The 24,720-nt window shown below is 39.4% G+C and carries 26 protein-coding genes; 11 read left to right on the top strand and 15 right to left on the bottom strand.

From position 1 onward, the window contains the following. Nucleotides 1-644: 644 nt before the first annotated feature. On the bottom strand, nt 645-875 hold the full coding sequence (locus tag EAL44_RS02525; RefSeq protein WP_000468328.1) for an HP1242/YdcH family protein: 231 nt from the start codon (nt 873-875) through the stop codon (nt 645-647). A 118-nt stretch (nt 876-993) separates the two neighbouring features. Between EAL44_RS02525 and alaS the strand changes: the two genes are divergently transcribed. The 4 genes from alaS (at nt 994) to EAL44_RS02505 (ending at nt 5,108) form a co-directional block, all read left to right on the top strand. After that, nucleotides 994-3,537: an alanine--tRNA ligase gene (gene alaS / locus EAL44_RS02520; RefSeq protein WP_121074353.1), complete on the top strand. Its 2,544-nt coding sequence runs from the start codon at nt 994-996 to the stop codon at nt 3,535-3,537. A gap of 1 nt (nt 3,538) precedes the next feature. Further along, nucleotides 3,539-4,102 (top strand): septum formation inhibitor Maf, encoded by a 564-nt coding sequence (gene maf, locus EAL44_RS02515; protein ID WP_121074350.1) that lies wholly within the window; start codon nt 3,539-3,541, stop codon nt 4,100-4,102. A gap of 123 nt (nt 4,103-4,225) precedes the next feature. Further along, nucleotides 4,226-4,702: a hypothetical protein gene (locus tag EAL44_RS02510; protein ID WP_121074347.1), complete on the top strand. Its 477-nt coding sequence runs from the start codon at nt 4,226-4,228 to the stop codon at nt 4,700-4,702. 148 nt (nt 4,703-4,850) lie between these two features. Continuing rightward, on the top strand, nt 4,851-5,108 hold the full coding sequence (locus EAL44_RS02505; RefSeq protein WP_121074344.1) for a hypothetical protein: 258 nt from the start codon (nt 4,851-4,853) through the stop codon (nt 5,106-5,108). Nucleotides 5,109-5,186: 78 nt separating this feature from the next. Here the strand turns inward: EAL44_RS02505 and EAL44_RS02500 are convergent, their stop codons facing one another. The 5 genes from EAL44_RS02500 to EAL44_RS02480 form a co-directional block, all read right to left on the bottom strand. Further along, the gene (locus EAL44_RS02500; protein ID WP_121074341.1) at nt 5,187-6,191 is read right to left on the bottom strand and encodes a formamidase; all 1,005 of its coding nucleotides are present in this window, start codon (nt 6,189-6,191) and stop codon (nt 5,187-5,189) included. 167 nt (nt 6,192-6,358) lie between these two features. Beyond that, nucleotides 6,359-7,486, bottom strand: a complete 1,128-nt coding sequence (gene carA / locus EAL44_RS02495; protein WP_121074338.1) for a glutamine-hydrolyzing carbamoyl-phosphate synthase small subunit — start codon at nt 7,484-7,486, stop codon at nt 6,359-6,361. Continuing rightward, entirely contained in the window at nt 7,486-8,037 is a 552-nt protein-coding gene (locus EAL44_RS02490; RefSeq protein ID WP_001237425.1) for a DUF507 family protein, read from the bottom strand. Before EAL44_RS02490 ends, carA begins: the two co-directional genes overlap by 1 nt. Before the next feature lie 78 nt (nt 8,038-8,115). Next, on the bottom strand, nt 8,116-9,363 hold the full coding sequence (locus tag EAL44_RS02485; RefSeq protein WP_121074335.1) for a glycosyltransferase family 39 protein: 1,248 nt from the start codon (nt 9,361-9,363) through the stop codon (nt 8,116-8,118). Continuing rightward, nucleotides 9,354-10,262, bottom strand: coding sequence for a DMT family transporter (locus EAL44_RS02480; RefSeq protein WP_121074333.1), 909 nt, complete (start codon nt 10,260-10,262; stop codon nt 9,354-9,356). Before EAL44_RS02480 ends, EAL44_RS02485 begins: the two co-directional genes overlap by 10 nt. A 345-nt stretch (nt 10,263-10,607) precedes the next feature. Here EAL44_RS02480 and EAL44_RS02470 point away from each other — a divergent pair, with 345 nt between their 5' ends. Next, nucleotides 10,608-11,069, top strand: a complete 462-nt coding sequence (locus EAL44_RS02470; protein ID WP_000301263.1) for an HP1233 family protein — start codon at nt 10,608-10,610, stop codon at nt 11,067-11,069. Between the two features lie 94 nt (nt 11,070-11,163). On the opposite strand, the gene folP is transcribed toward EAL44_RS02470, so the two are convergent. From folP to EAL44_RS02440, 6 genes are all read right to left on the bottom strand, one after another. Beyond that, a complete protein-coding gene (folP, locus tag EAL44_RS02465) occupies nt 11,164-12,306 on the bottom strand; it encodes a dihydropteroate synthase (protein ID WP_121074330.1) in 1,143 nt (380 codons plus the stop codon). Next, nucleotides 12,303-12,959: a DNA polymerase III subunit delta' gene (locus tag EAL44_RS02460; RefSeq protein WP_121074327.1), complete on the bottom strand. Its 657-nt coding sequence runs from the start codon at nt 12,957-12,959 to the stop codon at nt 12,303-12,305. The genes folP and EAL44_RS02460 overlap by 4 nt, the downstream gene beginning before the upstream one ends. Then, nucleotides 12,956-13,498 carry a DNA replication regulator HobA gene (hobA, locus tag EAL44_RS02455; RefSeq protein WP_121074324.1) on the bottom strand — a complete coding sequence of 181 codons (543 nt, stop codon included), beginning with the start codon at nt 13,496-13,498 and terminating at the stop codon, nt 12,956-12,958. The genes EAL44_RS02460 and hobA overlap by 4 nt, the downstream gene beginning before the upstream one ends. Next, entirely contained in the window at nt 13,495-14,712 is a 1,218-nt protein-coding gene (locus tag EAL44_RS02450; RefSeq protein WP_121074321.1) for an aspartate kinase, read from the bottom strand. The genes hobA and EAL44_RS02450 overlap by 4 nt, the downstream gene beginning before the upstream one ends. Beyond that, nucleotides 14,706-15,179: an RNA pyrophosphohydrolase gene (locus EAL44_RS02445; protein ID WP_121074318.1), complete on the bottom strand. Its 474-nt coding sequence runs from the start codon at nt 15,177-15,179 to the stop codon at nt 14,706-14,708. Before EAL44_RS02445 ends, EAL44_RS02450 begins: the two co-directional genes overlap by 7 nt. A 159-nt stretch (nt 15,180-15,338) precedes the next feature. Next, nucleotides 15,339-15,629 (bottom strand): c-type cytochrome, encoded by a 291-nt coding sequence (locus tag EAL44_RS02440; protein WP_121074315.1) that lies wholly within the window; start codon nt 15,627-15,629, stop codon nt 15,339-15,341. A 95-nt stretch (nt 15,630-15,724) separates the two neighbouring features. Here EAL44_RS02440 and hemW point away from each other — a divergent pair, with 95 nt between their 5' ends. After that, complete coding sequence (gene hemW, locus EAL44_RS02435) at nt 15,725-16,762, top strand: radical SAM family heme chaperone HemW (protein ID WP_162970330.1); 1,038 nt, start codon at nt 15,725-15,727, stop codon at nt 16,760-16,762. 50 nt (nt 16,763-16,812) lie between these two features. On the opposite strand, the gene crcB is transcribed toward hemW, so the two are convergent. Genes crcB through EAL44_RS02420 form a run of 3 tightly spaced genes read right to left on the bottom strand, consistent with a single transcriptional unit; the run spans nt 16,813 to nt 18,274 of the window. Next, the gene (crcB, locus tag EAL44_RS02430) at nt 16,813-17,205 is read right to left on the bottom strand and encodes a fluoride efflux transporter CrcB (protein WP_001011994.1); all 393 of its coding nucleotides are present in this window, start codon (nt 17,203-17,205) and stop codon (nt 16,813-16,815) included. 56 nt (nt 17,206-17,261) lie between these two features. Continuing rightward, entirely contained in the window at nt 17,262-17,933 is a 672-nt protein-coding gene (locus EAL44_RS02425) for a uroporphyrinogen-III synthase (RefSeq protein WP_121074309.1), read from the bottom strand. Between the two features lie 2 nt (nt 17,934-17,935). Beyond that, on the bottom strand, nt 17,936-18,274 hold the full coding sequence (locus EAL44_RS02420; protein WP_000888817.1) for a rhodanese-like domain-containing protein: 339 nt from the start codon (nt 18,272-18,274) through the stop codon (nt 17,936-17,938). A gap of 71 nt (nt 18,275-18,345) precedes the next feature. Here EAL44_RS02420 and EAL44_RS02415 point away from each other — a divergent pair, with 71 nt between their 5' ends. The 5 genes from EAL44_RS02415 (at nt 18,346) to EAL44_RS02390 (ending at nt 24,719) form a co-directional block, all read left to right on the top strand. Further along, nucleotides 18,346-21,186 (top strand): FAD-binding and (Fe-S)-binding domain-containing protein, encoded by a 2,841-nt coding sequence (locus EAL44_RS02415; RefSeq protein WP_162970323.1) that lies wholly within the window; start codon nt 18,346-18,348, stop codon nt 21,184-21,186. 40 nt (nt 21,187-21,226) lie between these two features. Then, on the top strand, nt 21,227-21,931 hold the full coding sequence (locus EAL44_RS02410; RefSeq protein ID WP_121074303.1) for a di-trans,poly-cis-decaprenylcistransferase: 705 nt from the start codon (nt 21,227-21,229) through the stop codon (nt 21,929-21,931). Next, nucleotides 21,925-22,611: an ABC transporter ATP-binding protein gene (locus EAL44_RS02405; protein WP_121074300.1), complete on the top strand. Its 687-nt coding sequence runs from the start codon at nt 21,925-21,927 to the stop codon at nt 22,609-22,611. Before EAL44_RS02410 ends, EAL44_RS02405 begins: the two co-directional genes overlap by 7 nt. Before the next feature lie 305 nt (nt 22,612-22,916). Further along, complete coding sequence (gene purD, locus EAL44_RS02395; RefSeq protein WP_121074297.1) at nt 22,917-24,191, top strand: phosphoribosylamine--glycine ligase; 1,275 nt, start codon at nt 22,917-22,919, stop codon at nt 24,189-24,191. A 48-nt stretch (nt 24,192-24,239) separates the two neighbouring features. Further along, nucleotides 24,240-24,719 (top strand): RDD family protein, encoded by a 480-nt coding sequence (locus EAL44_RS02390; RefSeq protein WP_121074294.1) that lies wholly within the window; start codon nt 24,240-24,242, stop codon nt 24,717-24,719. The last annotated feature ends 1 nt before the right edge of the window (nt 24,720 follow it).

The following is a 24,720-nucleotide window of genomic DNA, read 5'->3' as shown; positions in this document are numbered from 1 at the left end:
AAGTCTTTCTTTTTTAAAGTCTTTCTTTTTTAAAGTCTTTCTTTTTTAAAGTCTTTCTTTTTTAAACCCTTTCTTTTTTAAAGTCTTTCTTTTTTAAAGTCTTTCTTTTTTAAAGTCTTTCTTTTTTAAACCCTTTCTTTTTTAAACCCTTTCTTTTTTAAACCCTTTCTTTTTTAAACCCTTTCTTTTTTAAACTCTTTCTTTTTTAAACCCTTTCTTTTGAACTCCCTTTTTGGGGGGTTTGATGAAAAATCCTTTTTAGCGTTTTTGGTATTGGTTAGTAGAAAACTTGACGCTAATTTAAGCGATAGTTTTTAAAAAGCGCTTCTTTTTGGGGATTAGTGGGGCTAAAAGGGGGAGAATGGTTTCAAAGACTTCCTATCTTTTTAAGAAAATAAAATAAAACTTTAATAAAATGATTTTTACAACAAAATGAGAGTCAAAACGATAAAACTAAAGTTTTAAAAACCCATTTTTTAAAAATGTAAAGAACATTAAAATATTAATAAAGCTCATGGTGGGAATAAAGCTGAAAACAACCTACCGCTTCAATTCAAAATCAAAGCGTTAAGTCTAACCAAGCAATAAAGCGAAAACGCTCCTTAAAAAGCGTTTTAGCGTGTTTTCACAAAGATGACTAAATCTTAAACATGATCGGATTTTTGCTTTTCTCTATATTCTATGATCATGCTGTGGATTTCATCTTTTAATTTTAATTTTTGTTTTTTCATGTGGCTGACTTCAGCGTCGCTAGCGTTTTGTTGCTCAGCGGTTTTGATGTCATCATCAAGCTGGTTGTGTTTCTCAAAAATCTTATCAAAATGCGGATTATTCGCTTTTAACACGCTGATTTCGTCTCTAAATTCATGGAACATGGTTTTCTCCTTTATTTTGGATGTTTAAAGTATAATAAACTATCTTTTTAAAAAAACAACTTAAAAGAGCTATAAAATAGCTTTAAAGCGCGCGATAAAACGACAAAAAGGAATACCCATGGACATTCGCAACGAATTTTTACAATTTTTTCAAAATAAAGGGCATGAGATTTATCCCAGCATGCCTTTAGTGCCTAATGACGCTACCTTGCTTTTTACCAATGCTGGCATGGTGCAATTTAAAGATATTTTTACCGGGATGGTGCCGCGCCCTAGCATTTCCAGAGCGACAAGCTCGCAATTGTGCATGCGCGCAGGCGGCAAGCATAACGATTTAGAAAATGTCGGTTATACCGCAAGGCACCACACGCTCTTTGAAATGTTAGGGAATTTCTCTTTTGGGGATTATTTCAAAGAAGAAGCGATTTTGTTTGCGTGGGAATTTGTAACCAAGAATTTAGGGTTTAAACCTAAAGATTTATACATCAGCGTGCATGAGAAAGACGATGAAGCCGTTAAATTATGGGAAAAGTTTGTGCCTGTTGATAGGATTAAAAAAATGGGCGATAAAGATAATTTCTGGCAAATGGGCGATAGCGGGCCTTGCGGGCCTTGCAGTGAAATCTACATTGATCAAGGCGAAAAACACTTTAAGGGGAGCGAGGATTATTTTGGGGGCGAGGGCGATAGGTTTTTAGAAATTTGGAATCTGGTGTTCATGCAATACGAACGCTCTAGTAATGGCATTTTATCCCCCTTGCCAAAGCCTAGCATTGATACAGGCATGGGATTAGAGAGGGTGCAAGCGCTATTAGAGCATAAGCTCAATAATTTTGATTCTTCATTATTTGCGCCCTTAATGGCAGAAATCAGCGAGCTTACAAGTTTGGATTATACGAGCGAGTTTCAGCCAAGCTTTAGGGTAGTGGCCGATCACGCAAGGGCGGTAGCGTTTTTGCTCGCTCAAGGGGTGCATTTCAATAAAGAAGGCCGTGGCTATGTTTTAAGGCGCATTTTAAGGCGGGCCTTAAGGCATGGGTATTTAATGGGCTTGAAAGAAGCGTTTTTATACAAAGTCGTGGGTGTGGTGTGCGAGCAATTTTCTAACACGTATGCGTATTTGAAAGAATCTAAAGAAATAGTGATGAAAGAGTGCTTTGAAGAAGAAGAGCGCTTTTTAGAGACTTTGGAATCTGGCATGGAATTGTTTAACTTGTCTTTAAAGCATTTGGATGAAAATAAGATTTTTGATGGCAAGATCGCTTTCAAGCTTTATGACACTTTTGGTTTTCCTTTGGATTTAACAAACGACATGCTAAGAAGTCATGGGGCGTGCGTGGATATGCAAAGCTTTGAAAATTGCATGCAAGAGCAAGTGAAACGCTCTAAAGCTTCATGGAAAGGCAAACAAAATAACACTGATTTTAGCGCTATTTTAAACGCTTATGCGCCTAATGAATTTGTGGGGTATGAAACGACAGAATGTCCTGCTAAAGCTTTAGGGTTTTTTGATAGCGATTTTAAAGAAATAACAGAAGCAAATCCTAACCAAGAAGTCTGGGTGTTGCTAGAAAAAACCCCTTTTTACGCAGAAGGTGGGGGGGCTATAGGCGATAAGGGCGCGCTTTTAAAAGATGATGAAGAAGCGGCTTTGGTGCTAGACACAAAAAACTTTTTTGGGCTTAATTTTTCGCTCCTTGAAATCAAAAAAGCGCTAAAAAAAGGCGATCAAGTGATCGCGCAAGTGAGCGATGAGCGTTTAGAAATTGCCAAACACCATAGCGCGACGCATTTATTACAGAGCGCTTTAAGAGAGGTTTTAGGCTCGCATGTGAGTCAAGCGGGGAGTTTAGTAGAATCCAAACGATTGCGCTTTGATTTCTCGCATGCTAAAGCGCTCAATGATGAAGAGTTGGAAAAAGTAGAAGATCTAGTCAACGCTCAAATTTTCAAGCACTTAAAAAGCCAAGTGGAGCATATGCCTTTAAATCAAGCTAAAAGTAGGGGGGCGTTAGCGTTATTTAGCGAGAAATACGCTGAAAATGTGCGCGTGGTGAGCTTCAAAGAAGCGTCCATTGAATTGTGTGGGGGCATTCATGTGGAAAATACCGGGCTTATTGGGGGGTTTAGGATTGTAAAAGAAAGCGGGGTGAGTAGTGGGGTCAGACGCATTGAAGCGGTGTGCGGGAAAGCCTTTTACCAACTGGCTAAAGAAGAAAGTAAAGAGCTTAAAAACGCTAAGATTTTATTGAAAAATAACGATGTCATAGCCGGCATCAACAAGCTTAAAGAGAGCGTGAAAAACAGCCAAAAATCTCCCGTTTCTATGGATTTACCGATTGAAAAAATCCATGGCATGAGTTTGGTAGTGGGCGTAGTGGAAAATGGCGACATTAAAGAAATGATTGACCGATTGAAAAGTAAGCATGAAAGATTGCTCGCTATGGTGTTTAAAAAAGAAAATGAACGCATAACTCTCGCATGCGGGGTGAAAAACGCGCCCATAAAAGCGAACGCATGGGCTAATGAAGTGGCACAAATTTTAGGGGGCAAAGGGGGCGGGAGAGATGATTTTGCGAGCGCTGGGGGCAAGGATATTGAAAATTTGCAAGCCGCGCTCAATCTAGCGAAAAATACCGCTCTTAAAGCTTTAGAGGGATAGCATGGAGCTTATTTTAGGCTCTCAATCCAGCGCTAGGGCGAATCTTTTAAAAGAGCATGGGATTGAGTTTGAACAAAAAGCGCTCTATTTTGATGAAGAAAGCCTAAAAACCACAGACCCTAGGGAGTTTGTTTATTTGGCGTGCAAGGGGAAATTAGAAAAAGCTAAAAAATTGCTCACAAACAACTGCGCTATCGTGGTCGCTGATAGCGTGGTGAGCGTGGGTTGTCACATGCAACGAAAAGCTCAAAACAAGCGAGAAGCCCTTGAATTTTTAAAACGCCAAAATGGCAATGAAATAGAGGTTTTAACCTGCTCGGCATTGATTTCTCCCAAACTAGAATGGCTGGATCTATCGGTTTTTAGAGCGCGTTTAAAAGCGTTTGATCCTAGCGAGATAGAAAAATATTTAGAGAGCGGTTTATGGCAAGAAAGCGCGGACTGTGTGCGTTTAGAGGATTTTCATAAGCCTTATATTAAAAGCTCAAGCAAGAATTTAAGCGTGGGGTTGGGGCTGAATGTGGAAGGCTTGTTAGTGGCGCTACAATTAGGGGCTAAACTTTAAATATTATAAACGCTATCATTTTATCCTATAAAACACTTAATAATATGATTTTCTAGCCAACCTCCCTTGACAAACAAAAAAAAACGATACACTCCAACATTTGATGTTTAAAGGGTTTGTCGCATGGCGCATTCTATTTTTTCTGTTGCGGTGGTGCTTTTATGGTTGGTTGCGTGGGGCATATATCTCGTGTTTGTGAAGAACTTAAAAAGAGAGATGGAAGAGATAGAAAATTCTGATCCCAACCAAAACAATCCTTTCATTACTGCTGCTATGGGTATTGGAGGAGCGGCTATGAGTATTTTTTTCCCAGATACCAAACCAATCGTTGATGGCGTCAAGCCATTGGCTGAGAAAGGTTTGCAAGAGGCGTTTAGAAAAGACAAGCTCGCAGAGGGGCAAAAAAATTTAATCTCTTTCTTAAGATTCATTTCGTTATGTTCTATTGTTGTTGCAGCCATGATAGGTTTGTGTCTCATTTGGAGTTTTAATGGGTGGTCTTTTTGGGAAGTAACAGGTTCGTTTCTTCTTTATATGGTTGTTTGTTCCGCTCCAACATTTCCAAATATATTTATTGCTAATATATTAGATGACCGATAATTGCTTCATGCATAAAAAACAATGTTTTTTAGGCTTATCCCTAAAAGATAAGCATTAAAAACACTCTATCTAACTGATAAAACCCCCTTGACAAACAAAAAAAACGATATACTCTAGCATTTAATTTTTAAGGAGTTGTCATGGGGTCGTGGTCTCGTATTCTTTTATCAATCTTGATGGTGGTTTTGGGATTAGCGCTTACTACCATGCTCTTAAATTGGCATGTTTAGCGGGAATGATCTATTATGGCTATGGCATTATTACAGATTTTAACGCTCTATCAGCCACAATGGGGTGGTGGTCTTTATCAAAAATAACATGGTTTTACATAGGCTATGCGTTTTTTTGGTCGCTTGCGCTTATTATGGGTCGTCTTACATGCTCTACAATAGAAGACTATTTGTAAAAATTGATTGAAAAAATTAAAATAGGGGAGACGCTAGAACCTTTAAAAACAGGTTCTAGCAAAATATAAGGTTAGGGATTATTTCCCAAAACGCCCACCGGTGGTAGGGTAGCCATAAATAGAGCCATCTTTGATTTTCATGTGATCTTCCCAAGGCAATTTGTATTTACCGGCCGCTAAGTCTTTGATGTAGGTTAAGCCTGCGTCATGTTCTCCGCCCGGTTTAGCCACATACCCTCTATGGCCTAGGTTGTAAATGTTGTTTTCTAAGCCCCAGCTTAAGCGAGCGTTGTCTGCCATTTTAGGATAGATCTCCCCGGTTACAATCTCCCAAGGGTTGCGGTGCCCTTGAACAAGAGTCGTGCCATCAAAGTTACAGATTTGCCCCTCACCAAAGTAGTAAAAGACATTATCATAGCCAGCTAAATTCACGCTCACGGTATACATCAAATTGTGCCATGCGTTGGAGCGGTTGGTCAAAATCCATTGATCATTGACTTGAGTGCTATAGCCTGAAATGCGGATATACACATTGCACCCTTTATAGGCCGCTTCTCTGGCGAGCTCTGGAATCATGCCGTCATGGCAAATGCACACGGCTAATTTTGATCCGCCAGGCCCCTCGCACACAGGCATTCCTAAATCCCCAGGATACCATGGCTCAATGGGATTCCATGGGAATAGCTTGCGGTATTTTAAAATGATTTTACCTAACGGATCAATGATAATGGCGGTGTTGTAGGGGTTTTTGTTAGAATCAGGATTGCGTTCCATGATTGAAAAAACACCATAAACTTTCGCCTCTTTACACGCTTGAGCGTAAGCTTCCGTCTCTTTACCTGGGACATCTAATAAAAACTCTTCGCTAAGCCACTTAGCGGTATTCAAACCTTGCGTGCTATACTCAGGGAAAATGATAAGCTCCACTCCCGGATACCCCGCTTTAGTCGCATGCAAGGTTCTGATAATGCTTTCAATGTTGTGATCAATGTCCTTACGGCTGTTGACAATTGGCACAGGAAACTGAATGGCTGCCACTAAAAACCCTTCAATAGGTTTGCCAATACTGCCGATACTTCCCATAATAACTCCTTCTAAAAAGTTTTGTCGCAATAACAATAATAATTATTGCGAGAGAATGCTATTGCAAGAGAACTAATTTAGAGTAAATGCGAGATTTTTTGATAAAAAGATTTAAATCTATTTTTAAAGCGCTTTTTCAACCTTTATGGGTGTTGTTTTAAAAACCCCTAAAAACCCTCCAATAATTCCACAAATTCCTTAAAAATATAATGGCTCTCTTTAGGACCTGGGCTGCTTTCTGGGTGGTGCTGGACAGAGATAATGGGAGCGTTTTTATAACGCACGCCCTCAATGGTGTTGTCAAAAAGGTTGCGGTGCGTGATAGTAGCGATTTCTTCAATTTCTTCAGGGACGCAATAGTTGTGGTTTTGCGCGGTGATTTCAACGGCGTTTGTTTCTAGGTTTTTAACGGGGTGGTTGCTCCCATGATGGCCAAATTTGAGCTTGTAGGTAGGGTAGCCTTGCGCGATAGAGAGCAATTGATGCCCTAAGCAAATGCCAAACATGGGGATTTTAGCGTCAATGAGTCGCTTGATTTCTCCAATTTCTTGCTGCAAGCTCAAAGGATCGCCTGGGCCGTTAGAGAGGAAAATCCCGCTAATTTCTTTTTTTTCATAGGCTTTAATCAGCTCGCTAGCCTTAGTGTGGTGCGGGTAAATAAGGGCTTTTAACCCTACATTTTGAAGCTCGTTTAAAATATTGCCTTTAGCCCCAAAGTCTAACACAGCGATAATTTTATGCGAAGTTTTTTCATCAAAAGGCTTGTAATCTAGGGTTTTGAAATCAAAAGTAGTGCGTTGGTGCGTGATTATTTTTGGCGTGGAAACGCTAGACACTAAGGGGGAGTGAGAAATTTTAGGGGCGTTTTTTAAAATTTCTTCAAGCTTGTTTTTGTCATGCTCTATCGTGGAAGCGACCATCATCAAGCACCCATGATGGCGTAAGGTTTTGATCAAACTCCTGGTATCAACCCCACTAATCCCTAAAACGCCGCGCTTTTTTAAATAAGCGCTCAAGCTAGAATCCGCCCTTGAGTTAGAAAAAAATTCGTTGTAATGGCGCGCTAAAACCCCTGCGCATGAAAAAAAGGATTCATCATCTTTAGAATTAGCGCCCACAACCCCAATTTCAGGCATGCTAAAAACCACAAATTGCCCTTTATAGCTGGGGTCGCTAATGACTTCTTGATAGCCGCTCATGGAAGTGTTAAAAACAAGCTCGCCCACTTGCGTGCCGCTAGCCCCAAAACTTTGTGCTTGCAAAAAAAGCCCGTTTTCTAAATAGAGAGAGACCATTATAAAAAGCCTTTTCGTCTTAATTCTTCTTCATAGAGCCTTTCAAACACCAACTCGTATTCATCGCTCCCTACGGGGAGTTTGCGTTTGTAATGCTTGATCTTTTCATGCACTTCATTTTCAATGCTTTCATACGCTTTAGAATAGGTGTCAATGGATTTGTAAATCAAGTTTCTTATCAAATTTTCAGACACGCTAAACATGATCAAATCTTCATCTAGGATTTTATTCAAAATCTGGTGCGATAAATCGCTGCACCTTTCTTCCCAAAACAAATGAAAGCCCTCTTTTTGAGCGATCTGTCTTTTAATCATCCAAAAAAGCTGCCTTTCATCCATCCGCATGAATTCTATTTCATCGGTGTTTTCTTCTAAAAGCTCTCTGGCTTGCTCATCAATGGCGTTTTCTTTTTTAACGCTTTTTTCCAAAATCCCCTCTATCAATTCGCACAATAATTCTCTAGGGGCTTTTAATTCTAATAGTTTTGAATGGATAAAGTCGTTGGCAATCTTATGGCTTATATGGTTTATATGGGTTAGTTTGAGTCTCATGATTTTTCTCGCGTATTTTATTTATTTTTAGAGTGTATTTTATCGTTTTTTAGATAAAACGCTTTTTAAAGAATGGGTTTAATGGCGCACCAAACTATAGGATTGTAGAATTTTATCAGCGTAGATGATTGTAATATCCGGGCGTTTTTTAGAAATTTTAGTGTTAATGAGCCTTAACCTCCCCCCTTCTTTAATGCCATAAAATTGGAGCCTTAAAGCGAGTTGCTTATCGTTAGTGCGGATTTGATGGATGCCCCTTAATTGCAAGGCTGTAGCGACTTCTTTAGCTAAGAAATGCCGGTTTAATAATTTTTCATTAGCGCCAGAAATTTTACTCCCCCATAAAAAAAGCGTTTCGGTGAGCATTAAAAGATACAAACTAAAAACGCGCAAATAATACTGCCCCCTAAATTCCTTTAAACGCACCCTAAGGCTATTTAAAACGCTTTTAATGAACAAGGGTAAGCCGATTAACGCTAAGGGGGCGAAAGTTTTTAAATCTATCTCTTGGCGCATGCTCAAAAGCAAAGGGAAAAGCCAGCCGCTCGCGCTCATAAAGGCTAGTAACGATGGCTTTTTATCCAAAAGGGCTTTATAGAGCGTATAAGGGTAGTAGAGGAACAATAAGGGCGAATACAAAAGCATGAGTTCTAAGCATGTGTCTATAAAATACCCGCTAGGCAAGCCCTTATTGAAACTCCCGCTAAAAAGAGCGGTATTCACAATTAAAACCACCAAAGCAAAGATCGCGCTCTTAAAGTAGCGTTTCCTTAAAGCGTAGGCAAAAACCCCTAGTAAAAGCGGGATGAACGCGCTATCTAAAAACGCGCAAGCGCTAAGGGTTAAATAAGGGATTTTTTGGGTTTTGATATACAAATAGCTAACCAAAAGCCCAAGGCTTAACACCAGCACGCTTTTAGCCAGTAAAATCGCAAAGAGATTCACTCCAGGCAATAAAGCGTAAGTCAATACCACATAAAGGGCGTCTTTAGGCTTTTTTAAAATCTTTCGCCCTATGAGATAGAATAAAAACATGTTGATGATGTGAGCGATCAAAAAAGGCAACCTCAAAGCCAAATCGTTTTGACCTAAAATGGCGGTGCTTTTTTGAGCGATTTTGACAAACCACACATCGCTATAAAAAAAGTCTTTCGCTTCATTGTAGCTGATAGAAATTTCTTCGCTCATCAACAGCCCCAAAGCTAGGACTAAAAAAGCCATGACAATAAAAATTAAATCGCTTAAATCAAAGCTTCTTGTTTTTTTTTCCGGATAAATAAAGTAGCGGAAATATAACAGCGCGCTTTGTAGGGGGCTTAGTTGCATGATTTAAAATTTTTTAATTCTTTTAAAAGAGCGGGCAAGGCAATGAGTAAGCCTGAACATAAAATCAAAGCCACCCCTAAAGAGCTTTTAAGATCTAAAAACTTATCGCCTAAATACAGCCCAAACAACAACCCCCAAACAATGCGGGTGTATTCAATGGGGGCAATGATCCCAGCAGGAGCGTTCATGTAAGCATAAGTTAAGAAATACTGCCCTAAAGTCCCACTAATCCCTATTAAAGAAATCCACAAAATGTCTTCTTTTCTAGGGATATGAATGCCTGTGGATAAAAAAGGAATATCAATGAACATGCCCGCTAACCCAAGAAGGCTCATGCCAAAGGCGAACGCTAAAATCACGGCCTGCTTGTCGTAATATTCCCTCAAATCCCTTAAAGTGATATACGCTAAAGACACAAAGATCCCGCTCAATATTCCCATAATAATTTCAACCGGTCCCACATTTTCCACGCTAGGATCGGAGATCAACACCACCCCCACTAGCCCGATGCATGCGGAAATTAACGCGCTTCTTTTGAGTTTTTCTTTCAAAAGCAAAGGGGAAAGAAGCACCGTATAAATGGGCGCGCATTGCGAGAAAGCCGTCGCGGTAGCGAGCGAAATTTTTTCAATATTATAAAAAAACGCCAGCATGGCTAAGCCCCCCACAACGACCCTAAAGGCGAGTTTTTTAAAACCGCCTTGTTTGTAACTCTTCAAGCGGTAGGGTTTGAAAGGGTAAATAAGTAAGAGTAAGAGCGTCATGGTAATGGAGCGGTAAAACACGTTTTCCATAGGGGAAAAATAATCCGCTATGATTTTAACAAACGCGCTCATGATCCCAAAGCATAAATTCGCCAAGAGTATCATTGAAACGCCAAATAAAATGGTATTACGCATGCCTTTTACCCATAAAGATTTTTAGGGTAGTTTAACCTAAAATCTCTAATTAAGGATTAAAGTTTTTAAGCTCTAAACGCATAAAAGTTGCATTGATTGGTAAAATCATGCTATAACAACGCTCTAGGAGTTTTACCTTTTGTTTATCCATTTTAAGCTCCTTATAGAAATATGAAAACACAAAAACACGAATCCTTTTTGAAAATAAACTCCTAGACCCTTTTTAAAGGGTTTGAATGCCACCATTAGAAAAACTTTTAATCCATCGCTTTTTGAATTTTTTAGTCTCATTATGGAATGAATTTTGCTTAACATTAGCGTAAAATTCAATGTTAGGAAATTCACATGGCTGTTTCTTCTATCAATCAGTTTGATTCTAACCTCTATGGGCTTTTAAACGCTAAAAGTGCTCCTAAAGAAGACCTAGCTCCTATTGAAGGCGCAGAAAAAATAGAGCGAGAAAAAAAGGACGCTCCAACAGAAAACCTCCCCTTTAACCCTGACAAGCGAGAGACTTACGGCTTTTTGGTGTTAGAATTGATGAGCGATAGAGAGTATGAGGCTTTTTTAAGGGCTACGGCCGGAATGGATGAGAGCCAAAAACGCCTTGCCGCTCAGTCGCTTTATAGCTTGACGGATTTTTATAACGGGAAATTCTCTAAAGAAGTGGAAAACGCCCCCAAACAACCGGTGAATGGCTTGCACAAAAAAGCCTTTCAAACCTTTAACGCCACCAACCATAACGCTTTTTTGCAACGCTACCAAAACGCTTACAACAACCCTTCGTCTATGGATGTGGTTCTTTGAATGCTAGGGCTAAATGGGGCATTAATCATCAAAAACGCTTTTGAGCGTTTTTTATCACCAACGTTTTTGATTAAATCAAAACCAAAAATTGGGTTCAATCCGCTTCTTCCAAACTCTTAAACACCTTGATTAAATCTATATGTTCATCAATATCATGCGCTCTTAAAATACTCGCCCCATTTTGCAGCGCCATTAAATGCAAGCTCAAAGTGCCAGCGAGCCGGTTTTGAACTTCACGCCCGGTGATAAGCCCGATCGTGTTTTTACGGCTCGCTCCTACCAATAGGGGTTTTTTGAACTTAAGAAAATGGCTTAAATGCTTGATTAAGGCTAGATTATGCTCTTTTAATTTAGCGAATCCAAACCCAATATCTAAAATAATGTCTTGAAGCGCGTATTTTTCTAAAACCTCTAGTTTTTCCTTAAAAAAGCGATCCATTTCATCAAACAGATTGTGGTAAAAAACATTTTCTTGCATGTCTTTGGGGGTTTTTTGAGCGTGCATTAAAACGCAAGTGGGCTTGTAATCTCGTGCGACTTCTAGCATTTCAATACTATTAAAACCGCTCACGTCATTAAGGATAGAAAAACAATGCTCCAAAGCCATTTGGGCCGTTTTGGCATGGTAGGTGTCTATGCTAAAATGCGCACACTGGTAGAGTTTTTGGGATTTGATTTCTAATAAAACTTCTTTCAAGCGATCTTGCTCTACTTTTGGATCAATGATTTCACTCTGCGGTCTTGAACTGGCCGCGCCTATATCAATGAGCGTGATGCCCTTTTCTAGCCATTGATAGATTTCTTCAAGCGCTTTTTTGCTGTCAAACCGGCTCTTTTCATAGAAACTATCCGGCGTGAGATTCAAGATTGCCATGATCTGTGGGGCGTTAGGTTTGGGGGCTTTGAGGTGGCTTTTTAATTCTTGCGCTAAATCTTTAAGCCCAAAGGGTTGGGAATGGCACTTCACAATAAGGCGTTCTAATTGCTTAGCGCTCACAATCAACACCCCATCATAAAAAGGCTCTTTGGCTAAAATGCAATCTCTTGGCGTGGCAAAATCGCCCCCAACGCTTATGGCCTCTTGCTTTAAAATGAGCGTAGCGCTTAAGGGCAGGTGTTGGATTTCAAAAACAAAACTAACGCCTTTTTGGTGCATGTGGGTTTGCGCGATCCTTTCTGGGCCTATTTTTTGCAGAGCGCTTTTGAGCGCATCAGGGTTAAGGCGTTTTACAATCATGGCGTTTTCTTTTTAGATAAAAGGCTTAAAAGCAGGGGTAAAAGATTATAGCTGAGCTTGTAATAAGAGCTGTTAGCCTTGATCGCTAAATCAAAGGCTTGCAATTCTTGCTCGTTTAAACAGATTTGGTGTCTGTGGATACTCTCTAACAGGCTTTCAATCCTTTCCCTCTGATTTTCTCTGGAATCAAAATTTTCTTTGTCTAAATTTTTCAAAAACGCATAAATGTCTTTCAGATCTAGCTTGGATAAATCCAAATCTAAAGGTTTTAGGGGGATTTTTTGGCGCTTGTCTTCTTTGATTAGGCGGGATTTAATGGTGGCTAAAACATGGTTTGGGCTTTTAGCGAACATGATAAAACAAACGTTATTCGGGGGTTCTTCTAAGATTTTTAAAAGCGCGTTTTGGGCTTCCACGCCATAGCTGGGTGCAGCGATTAAAAAAGCGTTTAATTCGCTGTGTTTTAAGTGAGCCTTTGAAATCACTTCTTTGGCATGCTCTATTTTAAAATCCTTATTAAAAGTTTTGATCACTTTTTTATCTTTTTCAATAATCTCGGTGTAGAATTTAATGTGGTGTTCAAAAAGGCTTGCGACCTCTTCTAGGCTCTCTTCAAGATTGTCCGTATAAATAAGGCGGTTGGAGTTTTTCACAGAGTAACCTTATTGTATAGCGCGCTAAAAAGCGCGTTTTCAAAGAGTTTGAAGAGTTGCAATAATTTATAATCTAGCAAACTATCATGTTCTCTTAAAAGCAAACAATCTTCTTTAAGCTCTTCAAAAAGCCATAAAAAACTAGGGATTTTACTCAGTAGTAAGGTTTTTAAGCCTTCATTTTCAATTTTCCCAACATGCCAAAACATGGGGTTTTGGTAAGTCATCTCTATGGTGGCTAGAGAGAGATTCGCATCGTTTTTAGGGTAGAAAGAAGAAGCGTTAAAATCAATGACGGACAATAAGGGGCGCTCTTTTAAATCTTTAGGGTTTAAGTTAGAAAGAATGTAGCTTAAAAACCAGCGCCTAGAAGAATCCGCGCTCACTAACAGCGATCCGCCATTAAGCACATGCGAAATGGTTTGCGCGATGAGTTTGGCGTAGCTTGATCGTTCTAATTCCAACCACCCGCTTTGTTGGGCGATAAATTCCCCCTGATCGCGCACAAATTCTTTGATCCAGTCGTAGAAATTTTTCATTGATCTAATTGATACACCGCATGCAAGGTTCTAACCGCTAATTCAGCGTATTTAATGTCAATCAAAACCGAAATTTTAATCTCGCTTGTGGAAATCATCATGATGTTGATATTGTCTTTGGCTAGGGCTTTAAAAGCGATGCTCGCCACCCCAGAATGCGACTTCATGCCCACGCCCACTATGGAAACTTTAGCGATATTTTCATCATAATCAATGGAATCCATTTGCGCTAAAAAAGGCTTTAAGGCCTGCTTGGTTTCTTCTATTTGGGTTTTAACGATCGTAAAATCCAAATCGGTTTTGCCGTCTCTGCCGATCGTTTGGACGATCATATCCACATTAATGCGATATTCCGCTAAAGCGCCAAAGATTTCAGCGGCAATGCCAGGTCTGTCTTCCACGCCCTCCATGCTCACACGAGCCTGATTCTTATCCAATGCGATCCCGCTCACTATAGGGGTTTCCATGCGTTCTCCTTTAAAATCTTGTTCAGCCACAATGAGCGTGCCTTCGCTATGGTTAAACGAATTGCGAGTCACTAACTTCACGCTGAGCTTTTTGGCTAATTCCACTGATCGGTTTAACAACACTTTAGCCCCCATAGAAGCCAATTCAAGCATTTCATCATAGCTGATTTGTGCGATTTTTTGAGCCTTTTCTTCAATGCGCGGATCGGTGGTATAAACGCCATCCACATCCGTATAGATTTCGCACAGATCCGCTTTTAAAGCCCCGGCCAAAGCGACCGCGCTCAAATCGCTCCCCCCACGCCCTAAAGTCGTTGTTTCGCCGTGAATATCAGCGCCTTGAAACCCAGCGATCACCACAATGTAGTTTTTTTCTAAAAGCTCTGTGATGCGTTGGGTGTCAATGGATTGGATCACAGCGTTTTGAAAATGCGAGCTGGTTAAAATGCCCGCTTCTTTCCCGCTCAATGAAATGGCTCTATGCCCGTATCTCTCTAACGCCATGCTCAAAGCCGCGCTTGAAATCCATTCCCCCGTGCTGACGATCCTATCCATTTCTCGCTTGTTAGGGTTATGGCTGAAATTCTTGCCAAATTCTAAAAGCCTGTCGGTTTCGCCGCTCATCGCCGAAACCACCACCACCACTTGATGCCCTAATTTAACGCTTTCTAAAACCCTTTGGGCGACATTGTGGATCCTTTCTATGCTGCCCATGCTCGTGCCGCCGTATTTTTGAACGATTAACACCCCAAATACCCCTCTTTTCTAAAATAAGCGATGACTTGGCGGTACACTTGGCGTTTGAAAGGGACGATTTTTTTAAGCAAATCCTTAAGATGGATGAATTGATAGGATCTAAATTCTGGCGTGTGTTTGTTCAAATCAATGTTGTTCGCATGCTTTAGGCGCACTAAAAAATAGCGTTGTTTTTGCCCGTCAAACGAATAGAATTTATGCTCCATGTTGCTTGGGAAATCATAGGCGATCCACCTGGGGTATTGCGCCAAAATCTCTATTTCATTCGTGCCAATTTCTTCTAGTAATTCTCTATAGAGTGCTTCTAAAGGGGTTTCTCCCACATCAATGCCTCCTTGGGGGAACTGCCACGCCCCTTCAATGTCTATGCGCTCAGCGATAAAAACTTCGCATGTGTTAGGGTAGTCTGGCGACATGATAATGGCTGCAACATTAGGACGATATTTTTTATGTAGCATAGGTCTTTATTTTAGCTCTTTCTTGTTTGATTAAGATGGTATTATAGTGTATGCTGGCTTTAAGTAGGGTTAAGAGTGCCATTAAAATCAAAAATTAAGAAAAAAGGTTTGAAACTCATTTTAATAGCACCCAAATAGTGCTATTAAAACTGAGAGAGTTTATTTGAGAGTGGGGATGTATTTGGCTAAAGCCTTGATGTCTTCATCGCTTAATTTTTTAGCCTGTGCGGTCATGACAGGATTCTTGTTAGCACCGTTTTTAAAATCCATAAGATCCTTTTCAATCTCTTTTTCGCTCATCATGTTAACGATCTTGCTTTTACCTAAAGCTTTCTTTTCAAATTTAACCCCATGGCAAGCGGCACAACCTTTTACAAGAGTCTTAACATCGGTTGCCATTAAGGTGTTTGCGAACGCCAAAACGCCTAAAGCCACAATAACCTTTTTCATCGTCTGTCTCCTTGATTACCAAAATAATCATAAAATGATACAATTACAAGTTTAAGTTTTGCTTAAAAAATGAAGTGAAAATGGGAGAAATAAATATGATTTTATACATTCATATCCCCTTTTGTGAAAATAAATGCGGTTATTGCGCTTTCAATTCCTATGAAAACAAGCATGGGTTAAAAGAAGAATACATTCAAGCGTTATGCTTGGACTTAAAGCATGCCTTAAGCCAAACCCATGAAAAAATTGAAAGTATTTTTATTGGCGGCGGCACGCCCAACACTTTGAGCGTGAAGGCTTTTGAAAGGATTTTTGAAAGCATTCATCAACATGCGAGCTTGAGCTTAGATTGTGAGATCACCACTGAAGCTAACCCTGAATTGATTTCTAAAGCCTGGTGTCAAGGCTTAAAAGATTTAGGGATCAACCGCTTGAGTTTGGGGGTGCAAAGTTTTAGGGAGGATAAATTGTTGTTTTTAGAGCGCCAACATTCCAAAAATATCGCCCCCGTGATAGAAATTGTTTTAAAAAGCGGGATTGAAAATGTCAGCATTGATTTGATTTATAACACCCCACTAGACAATGAAACCTCCTTAAAAGAAGAATTGAAACTCGCCAAAGAACTCCCCATAAACCACTTGAGCGCTTACGCTTTGAGTATTGAAAAAAACACGAATTTAGAAAAAAACGCCAAAAAACCCTCAAGCGTGGATTTTGACAATGTGGTGAGAGAGGTTTTAGAGGGCTTTTCTTTCAAGCAATACGAAGTGTCTAATTACGCCAGAAATTACCAAGTCAAACACAACTTAGCTTACTGGGGGGCTAAAGATTATTTAGGGTGTGGGGCTGGGGCTGTGGGCTGCGTGGCGAATGAGCGCTTTTATGCGAAAAAACTCATAGAAAACTACATTAAAGACCCCCTAAAACGCCAAGTTGAGACGCTCAATAAACAAGACAAGCGCTTAGAAAAGCTGTTTTTAGGCTTGAGGTGTGAGCTAGGGGTTGAGCTTAGCTTGTTAGATGAAAATAAAGTAAAGTTTTTGATTGAAGAGAATAAGGCTTTTATTAAAAATAACCGATTGATAGCGAGCGATTTTTTCATGGCCGATGAAATGGCTTTGTGGCTGTTGTAATCGTAGGCTTTGCTTTAATCAAGCGTTAATGAAACGCTAAAAAGCGTTTTTTAATTAACGCCTATAAAATTTTTAGCCAAAAACCACCCAATGGCCACCCCAATAAGCCCTAAAAGGTTAGTGCCTAAAACATAAGAAATGGCTTCAAGGTATTGGGATTTTTGCAAGAGTTTTAAAGTGTCTAACCCATAAGAAGAAAAGGTCGTAAAACCCCCTAAAACCCCGGTTACAAAGAAAATCCCAAAATCATCGCCAAAAACTTTTTTAGCGGCCAAATGCCCCATAAAGCCGATGACAAAACACCCTATGAGATTCACGCTAAAAGTCCCTAAAGGGAAACTTTCAAACATTAAAAATTTACTGGGCATCATTTTGCCCACAAAATACCTTAACGAACTCCCTATAGCCCCTCCTAAAGCGGCCCATAAAAAGACAAAATTCATGCATCATCCTTTAAAAAACCATTGAGAGCATTATAATAAGATATTTTTAACATTCCTTAACTTTTCAAATTTAAAGCCAGTTCTAAACACGCTTCTAATGAAGGCTTTTTGGCAATATAGCTTTGAATGCCTTTCTCTTGTAAATAAAGAGCGGTCGTGTTGCCAATGCTTATGGCGGTGTAACTTTTTAAAAATTCAAAATAGTGTAAAAAGGCTTTCGCATGGCTTATGGCGGTAAAAATGAGAATGCTCTTTTCTTGGGGTTTTAAGGCGTTTTGCTCGCTTAAAGTCAAATGTTTGAGCTTGTTTTCATAAACAACGGCTTGTTGAAGATTAATGCCATGCTCTAAAAGAATGGTGTCTAAAGAAGAAGCAATGTCTTTTGCCCTGAGATACAAAACGCTTTTTTTTTCCAATAAAGGAAGGATCTCTTTGGCAAACTCCTTGCCATGGGCTTTTTTGCCTATAAAGGCGGTTTTAAAATAATGATCTTGTAAAATTTTGGCGGTGGGTTCGCTCAAAGCGTAAGCAGGAATGTTTTGTAAAATTTTGAGCTTGGGGCTGTTTTTTAGGGTTTCTAGCAAGGAAAACACCGCATTTTTAGAAGTGAAAATCAGGGCGTTAAAAGGGGTTGGATCTAATTCTAAAGAATAGTAGTGCAATTCATTTAAGATGAGAGTTTTATAAGGGGCGATTCTTTGAGAATGCACCCATACAATCTCCCTCATGCCTAGTTTTTTTTGCCACTCAAAGAAGTGTCATCATAGACCATTCTAAAGCCGTATTTTTCAAAATCATAGACATTGCCCTCTAAATAATAGGGCGTATAGCCTAATTCATGCATGCTTTTAGCCGCATCTAAAGCCCTGCGACCAGCCCTGCAGTGGAGCAACACTTTTTGATCTTTGTGCTTGGATAAAAAATCAGCGAGCTTTTCTTGGTCATTGACGCTAATGAGCGTAGCGTTAGGCAAATGCAATTCTTCATATTCGTCCAATTCGCGCACATCCACGACGATAAAATCATTGAAATTGACTTCTTCTAAACTGATCGCATAATCTTCAAGCATGTTTATCCTTAATTTTAAAAGTAAGGTTATGTTACAATGATTTGATAAATAGGAATGTTTAAGGAGTGTGTATGGAAGAAAATTATCATGCTTTTTTTACCGAAGCGAGCGGGTTTTTAAACGAGCGGATCTTTAAGGATTATTTACGCCGTTTGGCTTATGGCATTGATGCGTCATGTTATCGTTATATCCCTAAAATAGTTGCTTGGGTGAAAGATGAAGAAGAAGTCCAAAAGCTTTGTGTTTTAGCCAAAAAGCATGGCGTTACATTGACTTTTAGAGCGGCTGGGAGTTCCTTATCAGGGCAAGCGATCTGTGATGGGGTGCTAGTGGTGGTGGCACATTTTTTCAAAGACGCTAAAATTTTAGACAACGCTCAAAGCATTCAGCTCTCATGCGGAGTCATAGGGAGCAACGCGAACGCTTTATTGAAACCTTATCATAAAAAAATAGGTCCGGATCCCTCTACGATAAACATCGCTATGATAGGGGGGATTGTCGCTAATAACGCTAGCGGGATGTGTTGTGGGGTGGAGCAAAACAGCTACAAAACCCTAAAATCCTTAAGAGTCATTTTAGCTGATGGCACGCTTTTAGACACGGCTAATCAAGAGAGTATTGAGAGTTTCAAAAACGCGCGCAAAGATTTGATTGAAGGGGTTTTGAATTTAAGAAAAGAGATTTTAAAAGATGAAGAATTGCACGCTCTCATTAAGAAAAAATACGAGATCAAAAACACCACCGGCTATAGCTTGAACGCTCTCATTGATTTTGAAGATCCTATTGAAATCATTAGCCATTTATTCATAGGCTCTGAGGGGACTTTGGGCTTTATTTCAAGCGTGGGATTAGAATGCGTGAAAGACTACGCTTATAAAACTTGCGCGTTATTGTTTTATGAAAATTTAGAGCAATGCGCCAAAGCCGCTCAAATTTTAGCCGATTTAAAAGCCAAACAGCCCGAAATGATTTCTTCAGCAGAGCTTATGGATCATGCGTCTTTAAAGAGCGTGAAAGGTTTAGAGGGCATGCCTAGCGTGATTTTAGAAGTCAAAGAGCCTAACGCATGCTTACTCATTCAAAGCGAGAGCGATGATCCTTTAGTTTTAGAAAACAACATGCAAACGATTTTAGACGCTTTGAGTGCGATACCGGTCGTTTTAGATTCTCAAATCAGTAGTGATCCTGATATTTATCAATCGTGGTGGAAGATCAGAAAAGGCATTTTCCCTATCGCAGCGTCAAAAAGAAAAAGCCAAAGCTCTGTGATCATTGAAGACGTGTGTTTCAGTCAAGAGGATTTTGTAGAAGGGGCAAAAGCGATTGAAGGGCTTTTAAAAAAACATGGCTTTAAGGATAATAGTATTATTTTTGGGCATGCCTTAAGCGGGAATTTGCACTTTGTCGTTACGCCGATTTTAGAAAATGAAGCTGAAAGAAAAGCGTTTGAAAATCTAGCTTATGAGATGTTTTTAATGGTGAGCGAAAGCTCTGGCTCTATTAAAGCCGAACATGGCACAGGCAGGATGGTAGCCCCCTTTGTGGAAATGGAGTGGGGAGAAAAAGCCTATAAGATCCACAAACAAATCAAAGAATTGTTTGATCCTAATGGCCTTTTAAACCCTGATGTGATCATCACAAACGATAAAGAAATCCACACTAAAAATTTAAAGAGCATTTACCCTATTGAAGAGCATTTGGACATGTGCATGGAATGCGGGTTTTGTGAAAGGATTTGCCCTAGCAAAGATTTATCCTTAACGCCACGACAACGAATCGTTATCCACAGAGAGGTAGAGCGCTTAAAAGAAAGGGTCAGTCATGGGCATAATGAAGATCAGGTTTTATTAGATGAGCTTTTAAAAGAGTCTGAATATTTAGCGCATGCTACTTGCGCGGTGTGCCATATGTGTTCTACCCTATGCCCTTTAAAAATTGATACCGGGAGCATCGCCTTAAATCATTATCAAAAAAACCCTAAAGGCGAAAAGATCGCTTCAAAGATCCTTAATCACATGCAAACAACCACAAGCGCGGCTCGTTTTTCTTTAAAAAGCGCTCGCTTAGTTCAAAACCTCATAGGCTCTCACAACTTAGTGAGTCTAACCAAAGGGATTAAAAAATTCATCAAGCCCTTCCCTAAAGCCTTTCATTACATGCCCAAAAACAACGCCTATCCTTTAGAAAATAAAACGCATGAAAGCGAAGAAAAAGTCATTTATTTCAGCACCTGCATCAACCGCTCGTTCGCTCCATCAAATAAAATGGCGGATAAAAGATGCATTCAAGAAGTGTTTGAATCCCTATGCCAAAAAGCCAAAGTTTCTGTGATGTATCCTAATGGATTGGATGCGCTTTGTTGCGGGAAAGCCTTTATCAATTACACCGACTTAACCAAGCAAAACAATGAAAAAAACCATGCGATTTTTTTACAATTAAGCGATGAGGGAAAAATACCCATTGTTTTAGACCATAGCGCATGTTCGACGCATTTTTTCAAGCAAATGAAAGCTTATAAGGATTTGAAAGTCTATGATTTGAGCGTCTATATTGAAGAAGTTCTAAGCCCTAAATTAAAATTCAACCCCATCAATGAAGACATAGGCTTATACACGATGTGCGCTTTGAAATTAGAAAATAAAGAAGAGTTGCTATTCAATTTGGCTAAAAAATGCACTTTGGGTGAGATTGTTATCCATAAAGAGACGGGTTGTTGCGGCTTTGCAGGGAATAAGGGCTTTTTTACCCCTGAACTCAACGAGAGTGCTTTGAATGGCTTTCAAGCATTTTACCAATCCTATGATCTTAAAAGAGGCTTTTCCACTTCTAGCACTTGCGAGATCGGGTTGAGTGAAAAAACCCGATTTTCTTGGCAGCATATCGCTTATTTAGTGGATGCTTGCACGCTTTAAATGGTGTATAATTAAAGAATTTCTTTAAAGGGTAAAGGCATTGGATAACACTCTCAAACACCTTGCCATTATTATGGATGGTAATGGTAGGTGGGCTAAATTAAAGAATAAAGCTAGGGCTTATGGGCATAAAAAGGGCGTAAAAACCCTTAAAGACATTACGATCTGGTGCGCTAACCATAAACTAGAATGCTTGACTTTATACGCTTTTTCTACGGAAAATTGGAAACGCCCTAAAAGTGAAGTGGATTTTTTGATGAAAATGCTTAAAAAATACCTTAAAGATGAGCGATCCACTTACTTGGATAATAACATACGCTTCAGGGCGATAGGGGATTTAGAGGGCTTTTCTAAAGAATTACGAGATACGATTTTACGGCTTGAAAACGATACCAGGCATTTTAAGGATTTTACGCAAGTTTTAGCCCTTAATTACGGATCTAAAAACGAGCTTTCAAGGGCGTTTAAAAGCTTATTAGAAAACCCACCTAGCCATATAAACCCTTTAGAAAGTTTAGAAAATGAAATTTCCAATCGTTTAGACACGCATGATTTGCCGGAAGTGGATTTGTTGTTACGGACAGGGGGGGAAATGCGCTTGTCTAATTTTTTATTGTGGCAGTCTAGTTATGCGGAATTGTTTTTCACGCCGATTTTATGGCCTGATTTCACCTCTAAAGATTTAGAAAATATCATTAGCGATTTTTACAAAAGAGTGCGCAAATTTGGGGAATTAAAATGCTAGTAGAAATAGAGAATTTGACTAAAACCTATGGGAGTTTAAAAGCGTTAGACAATATCAGTTTGAAACTACCCAAACAGCAATTTATAGGGCTTTTAGGCCCTAATGGAGCGGGTAAAACCACTCTGTTAAAAATTTTAGCCGGATTGAATTTGAACTATCAGGGGGAAGTGAAAATTTTAGATCAAAAAATCGGCATAGAGACGAAAAAAAGCGTGGCGTTTTTAAGCGATGGCAATTTTTTAGACCCTAAATTAACGCCTTTAAAAGCGATCGCTTTTTACAAGGATTTTTTCAGCGATTTTGACGAGTTAAAAGCATTAAATTTGCTAAAACGCTTCAGCGTGCCTTTAAAAAGAGAGTTCAAAGCCCTTTCAAAAGGCATGAGGGAAAAGTTACAATTGATTTTAACCTTATCACGAAACGCCTCTTTGTATCTTTTTGATGAGCCGGTGGCTGGGATTGACCCTATTGCAAGAGAAGAGATTTTTGAGTTAATCGCTAAGGAGTTTAGCCAAAACGCAAGCTTGTTAGTCTCTACGCATTTGGTGGTGGATGTGGAAAAGTATTTAGACAGCGCGATTTTTTTAAAAGAAGCTAAAGTAGTGGCTTTTGGGGATGTGGGAGAATTGAAAAAAGGGTATAGCAGTTTGGAAGCGGCGTATAAAGAAAGGCTGAAATAAAGTTTCTCTTAAAACGCCTAAACGCCAATTAAAACTATCACAGATTGCTGGAATATTTTTGCATGGAATTTCTTTAAAATTTAAGTATAATTGTAAGAATCGCCTGGGTGATTCGTGTTTCTTATTGATGGCAAGTTCGTTGAAAAAATAAGTTAGGCTAAGGTAGTGGTTTTTGTGTGATGGCATTTTTTAAATCTGCCCCTAAGAAAATCCTCCTAGCCTTATTAGTGTAGGTTTGTTGAACTTATGCGCATGTAAAAGTAGCGGTCATCTGGGTTTAAAAACAACCACATTTTAGGGAAGACATGAAAGATAACAATAACTATAATGTTTTAATTGTGGGGAATAAGGGGCGAGAGTATGCTTTGGCTCAAAGGCTTCAGCAAGACGAGCGAGTGAATGCTTTGTATTTTTGTTTGGGTAATGGTGGCACTCAAGATTTGGGCGAGAATCTGGAATGCGAACATTACGAGCATATCGTGGAATTAGCCCTGAAAAAACAGATCCATTTAGCCATCATTTCAGAAGAAGAGCTTTTGGTTTTAGGGCTTACAGAGATGCTAGAAAAAGCGGGTATTTTAGTGTTTGGGGCTTCTAAAGAGGCGGCTAAGTTAGAAGCTTCTAAAAGCTATATGAAAGCTTTTGTTAAAGAGTGCGGTATCAAAAGCGCGTCTTACTTTGAAACAAACGACTTAAAAGAAGCTTTGAGTTACATTCAAAACGCTTCTTTCCCTTTAGTCATTAAAGCGTTGAATAAAAACACAAGCATTGTCCATCATCAAGAAGAAGCGCTAAAAATCCTTGAAGACGCTTTCAAACAAAGCAATGAGCCTGTGATCATAGAGCCTTTTTTAGAGGGGTTTGAGCTTTCAGTTACAGCGCTCATAGCCAATGATGATTTTATCTTGTTGCCCTTTTGCCAAAACTATAAGCGCTTATTAGAAGGGGATAACGGAGTCAATACAGGAGGTATGGGGGCCATCGCTCCTGCAAACTTTTTCTCTAATGAATTAGAAGAGAAAATAAAAAATCATATCTTTAAACCCACTTTAGAGAAACTTCAAGCTGACAACACGCCTTTTAAAGGGGTTTTACTCGCTGAAATTGTAATCATAGAAGAAAAGGGCGTTTTAGAGCCGTATTTATTGGATTTTAGCGTGCGTTTTAAAGATATTGAATGCCAGACGATTTTACCCCTTGTAGAAAATCCGCTATTAGATTTGTTTTTAGCCACAGCCAAAGGGGAATTGCATTCTCTTGAATTGGTGTTTTCTAAAGAATTTGTGATGAGTGTCGCGCTTGTTTCTAGGAATTACCCCGCTAGCTCTTCGCCCAAACAAACCCTTTATATTGATCCGGTTGATGAAAAAAAGGGTCATTTGATTTTAGGGGAGGTGGAGCAGGATAATGGCGTGTTTGAAAGCAGTGGGGGGAGGGTGATCTTTGCCATTGGTAGGGGAAAATCTTTATTAGAAGCCAGAAACCATGCTTACGAGATCGCTCAAAAGGTGCATTTTGAAGGCATGTTTTATCGCAAGGACATTGGTTTTAAGGTGTTGGATTTGAAAGAATATTCTTAAGGGTTAAAGTTTAAGACAAACCAAAGAGTTTGTCTTGTTTGTTTTTGAATGCGCTCTCCAAATTTAGAAAAAGAAGAAACTGAAATCATAGAAACACTCCTTATGCGTGAAAAAATGCGTTTATGCCCCTTGTATTGGCGCATCTTAGCGTTTTTAACCGATGGTTTGTTAGTGGCGTTTTTATTGAGCGATCTTTTAGGGGCATGCGCTTTTTTGCATTCTTTATATTGGCTAGCTAACCCCATTTATCACAGCGTGTTTGTTGCAGTGGGTTTTATCATCTTGTATGGCGTTTATGAGATCTTTTTTGTGTGTTTGTGCAAGATGAGTTTGGCTAAACTGGTTTTTAGGATTAAGATCATTGATATTTATTTAGCAGATTGCCCCAGTAGGGCTATTTTATTGAAGCGTTTAGGGTTAAAGATCGTGGTTTTTCTATGCCCCTTTTTATGGTTTGTGGTGTTTAAAAACCCCTATCATAGGGCGTGGCATGAAGAAAAAAGCAAAAGCCTTTTGGTGTTGTTTTAAT

This window comes from Helicobacter pylori, assembly GCF_003637685.1.
In the GTDB taxonomy this organism is placed as follows: domain Bacteria; phylum Campylobacterota; class Campylobacteria; order Campylobacterales; family Helicobacteraceae; genus Helicobacter; species Helicobacter pylori_CJ.
This window is presented reverse-complemented; position numbering and strand designations above follow the sequence as displayed.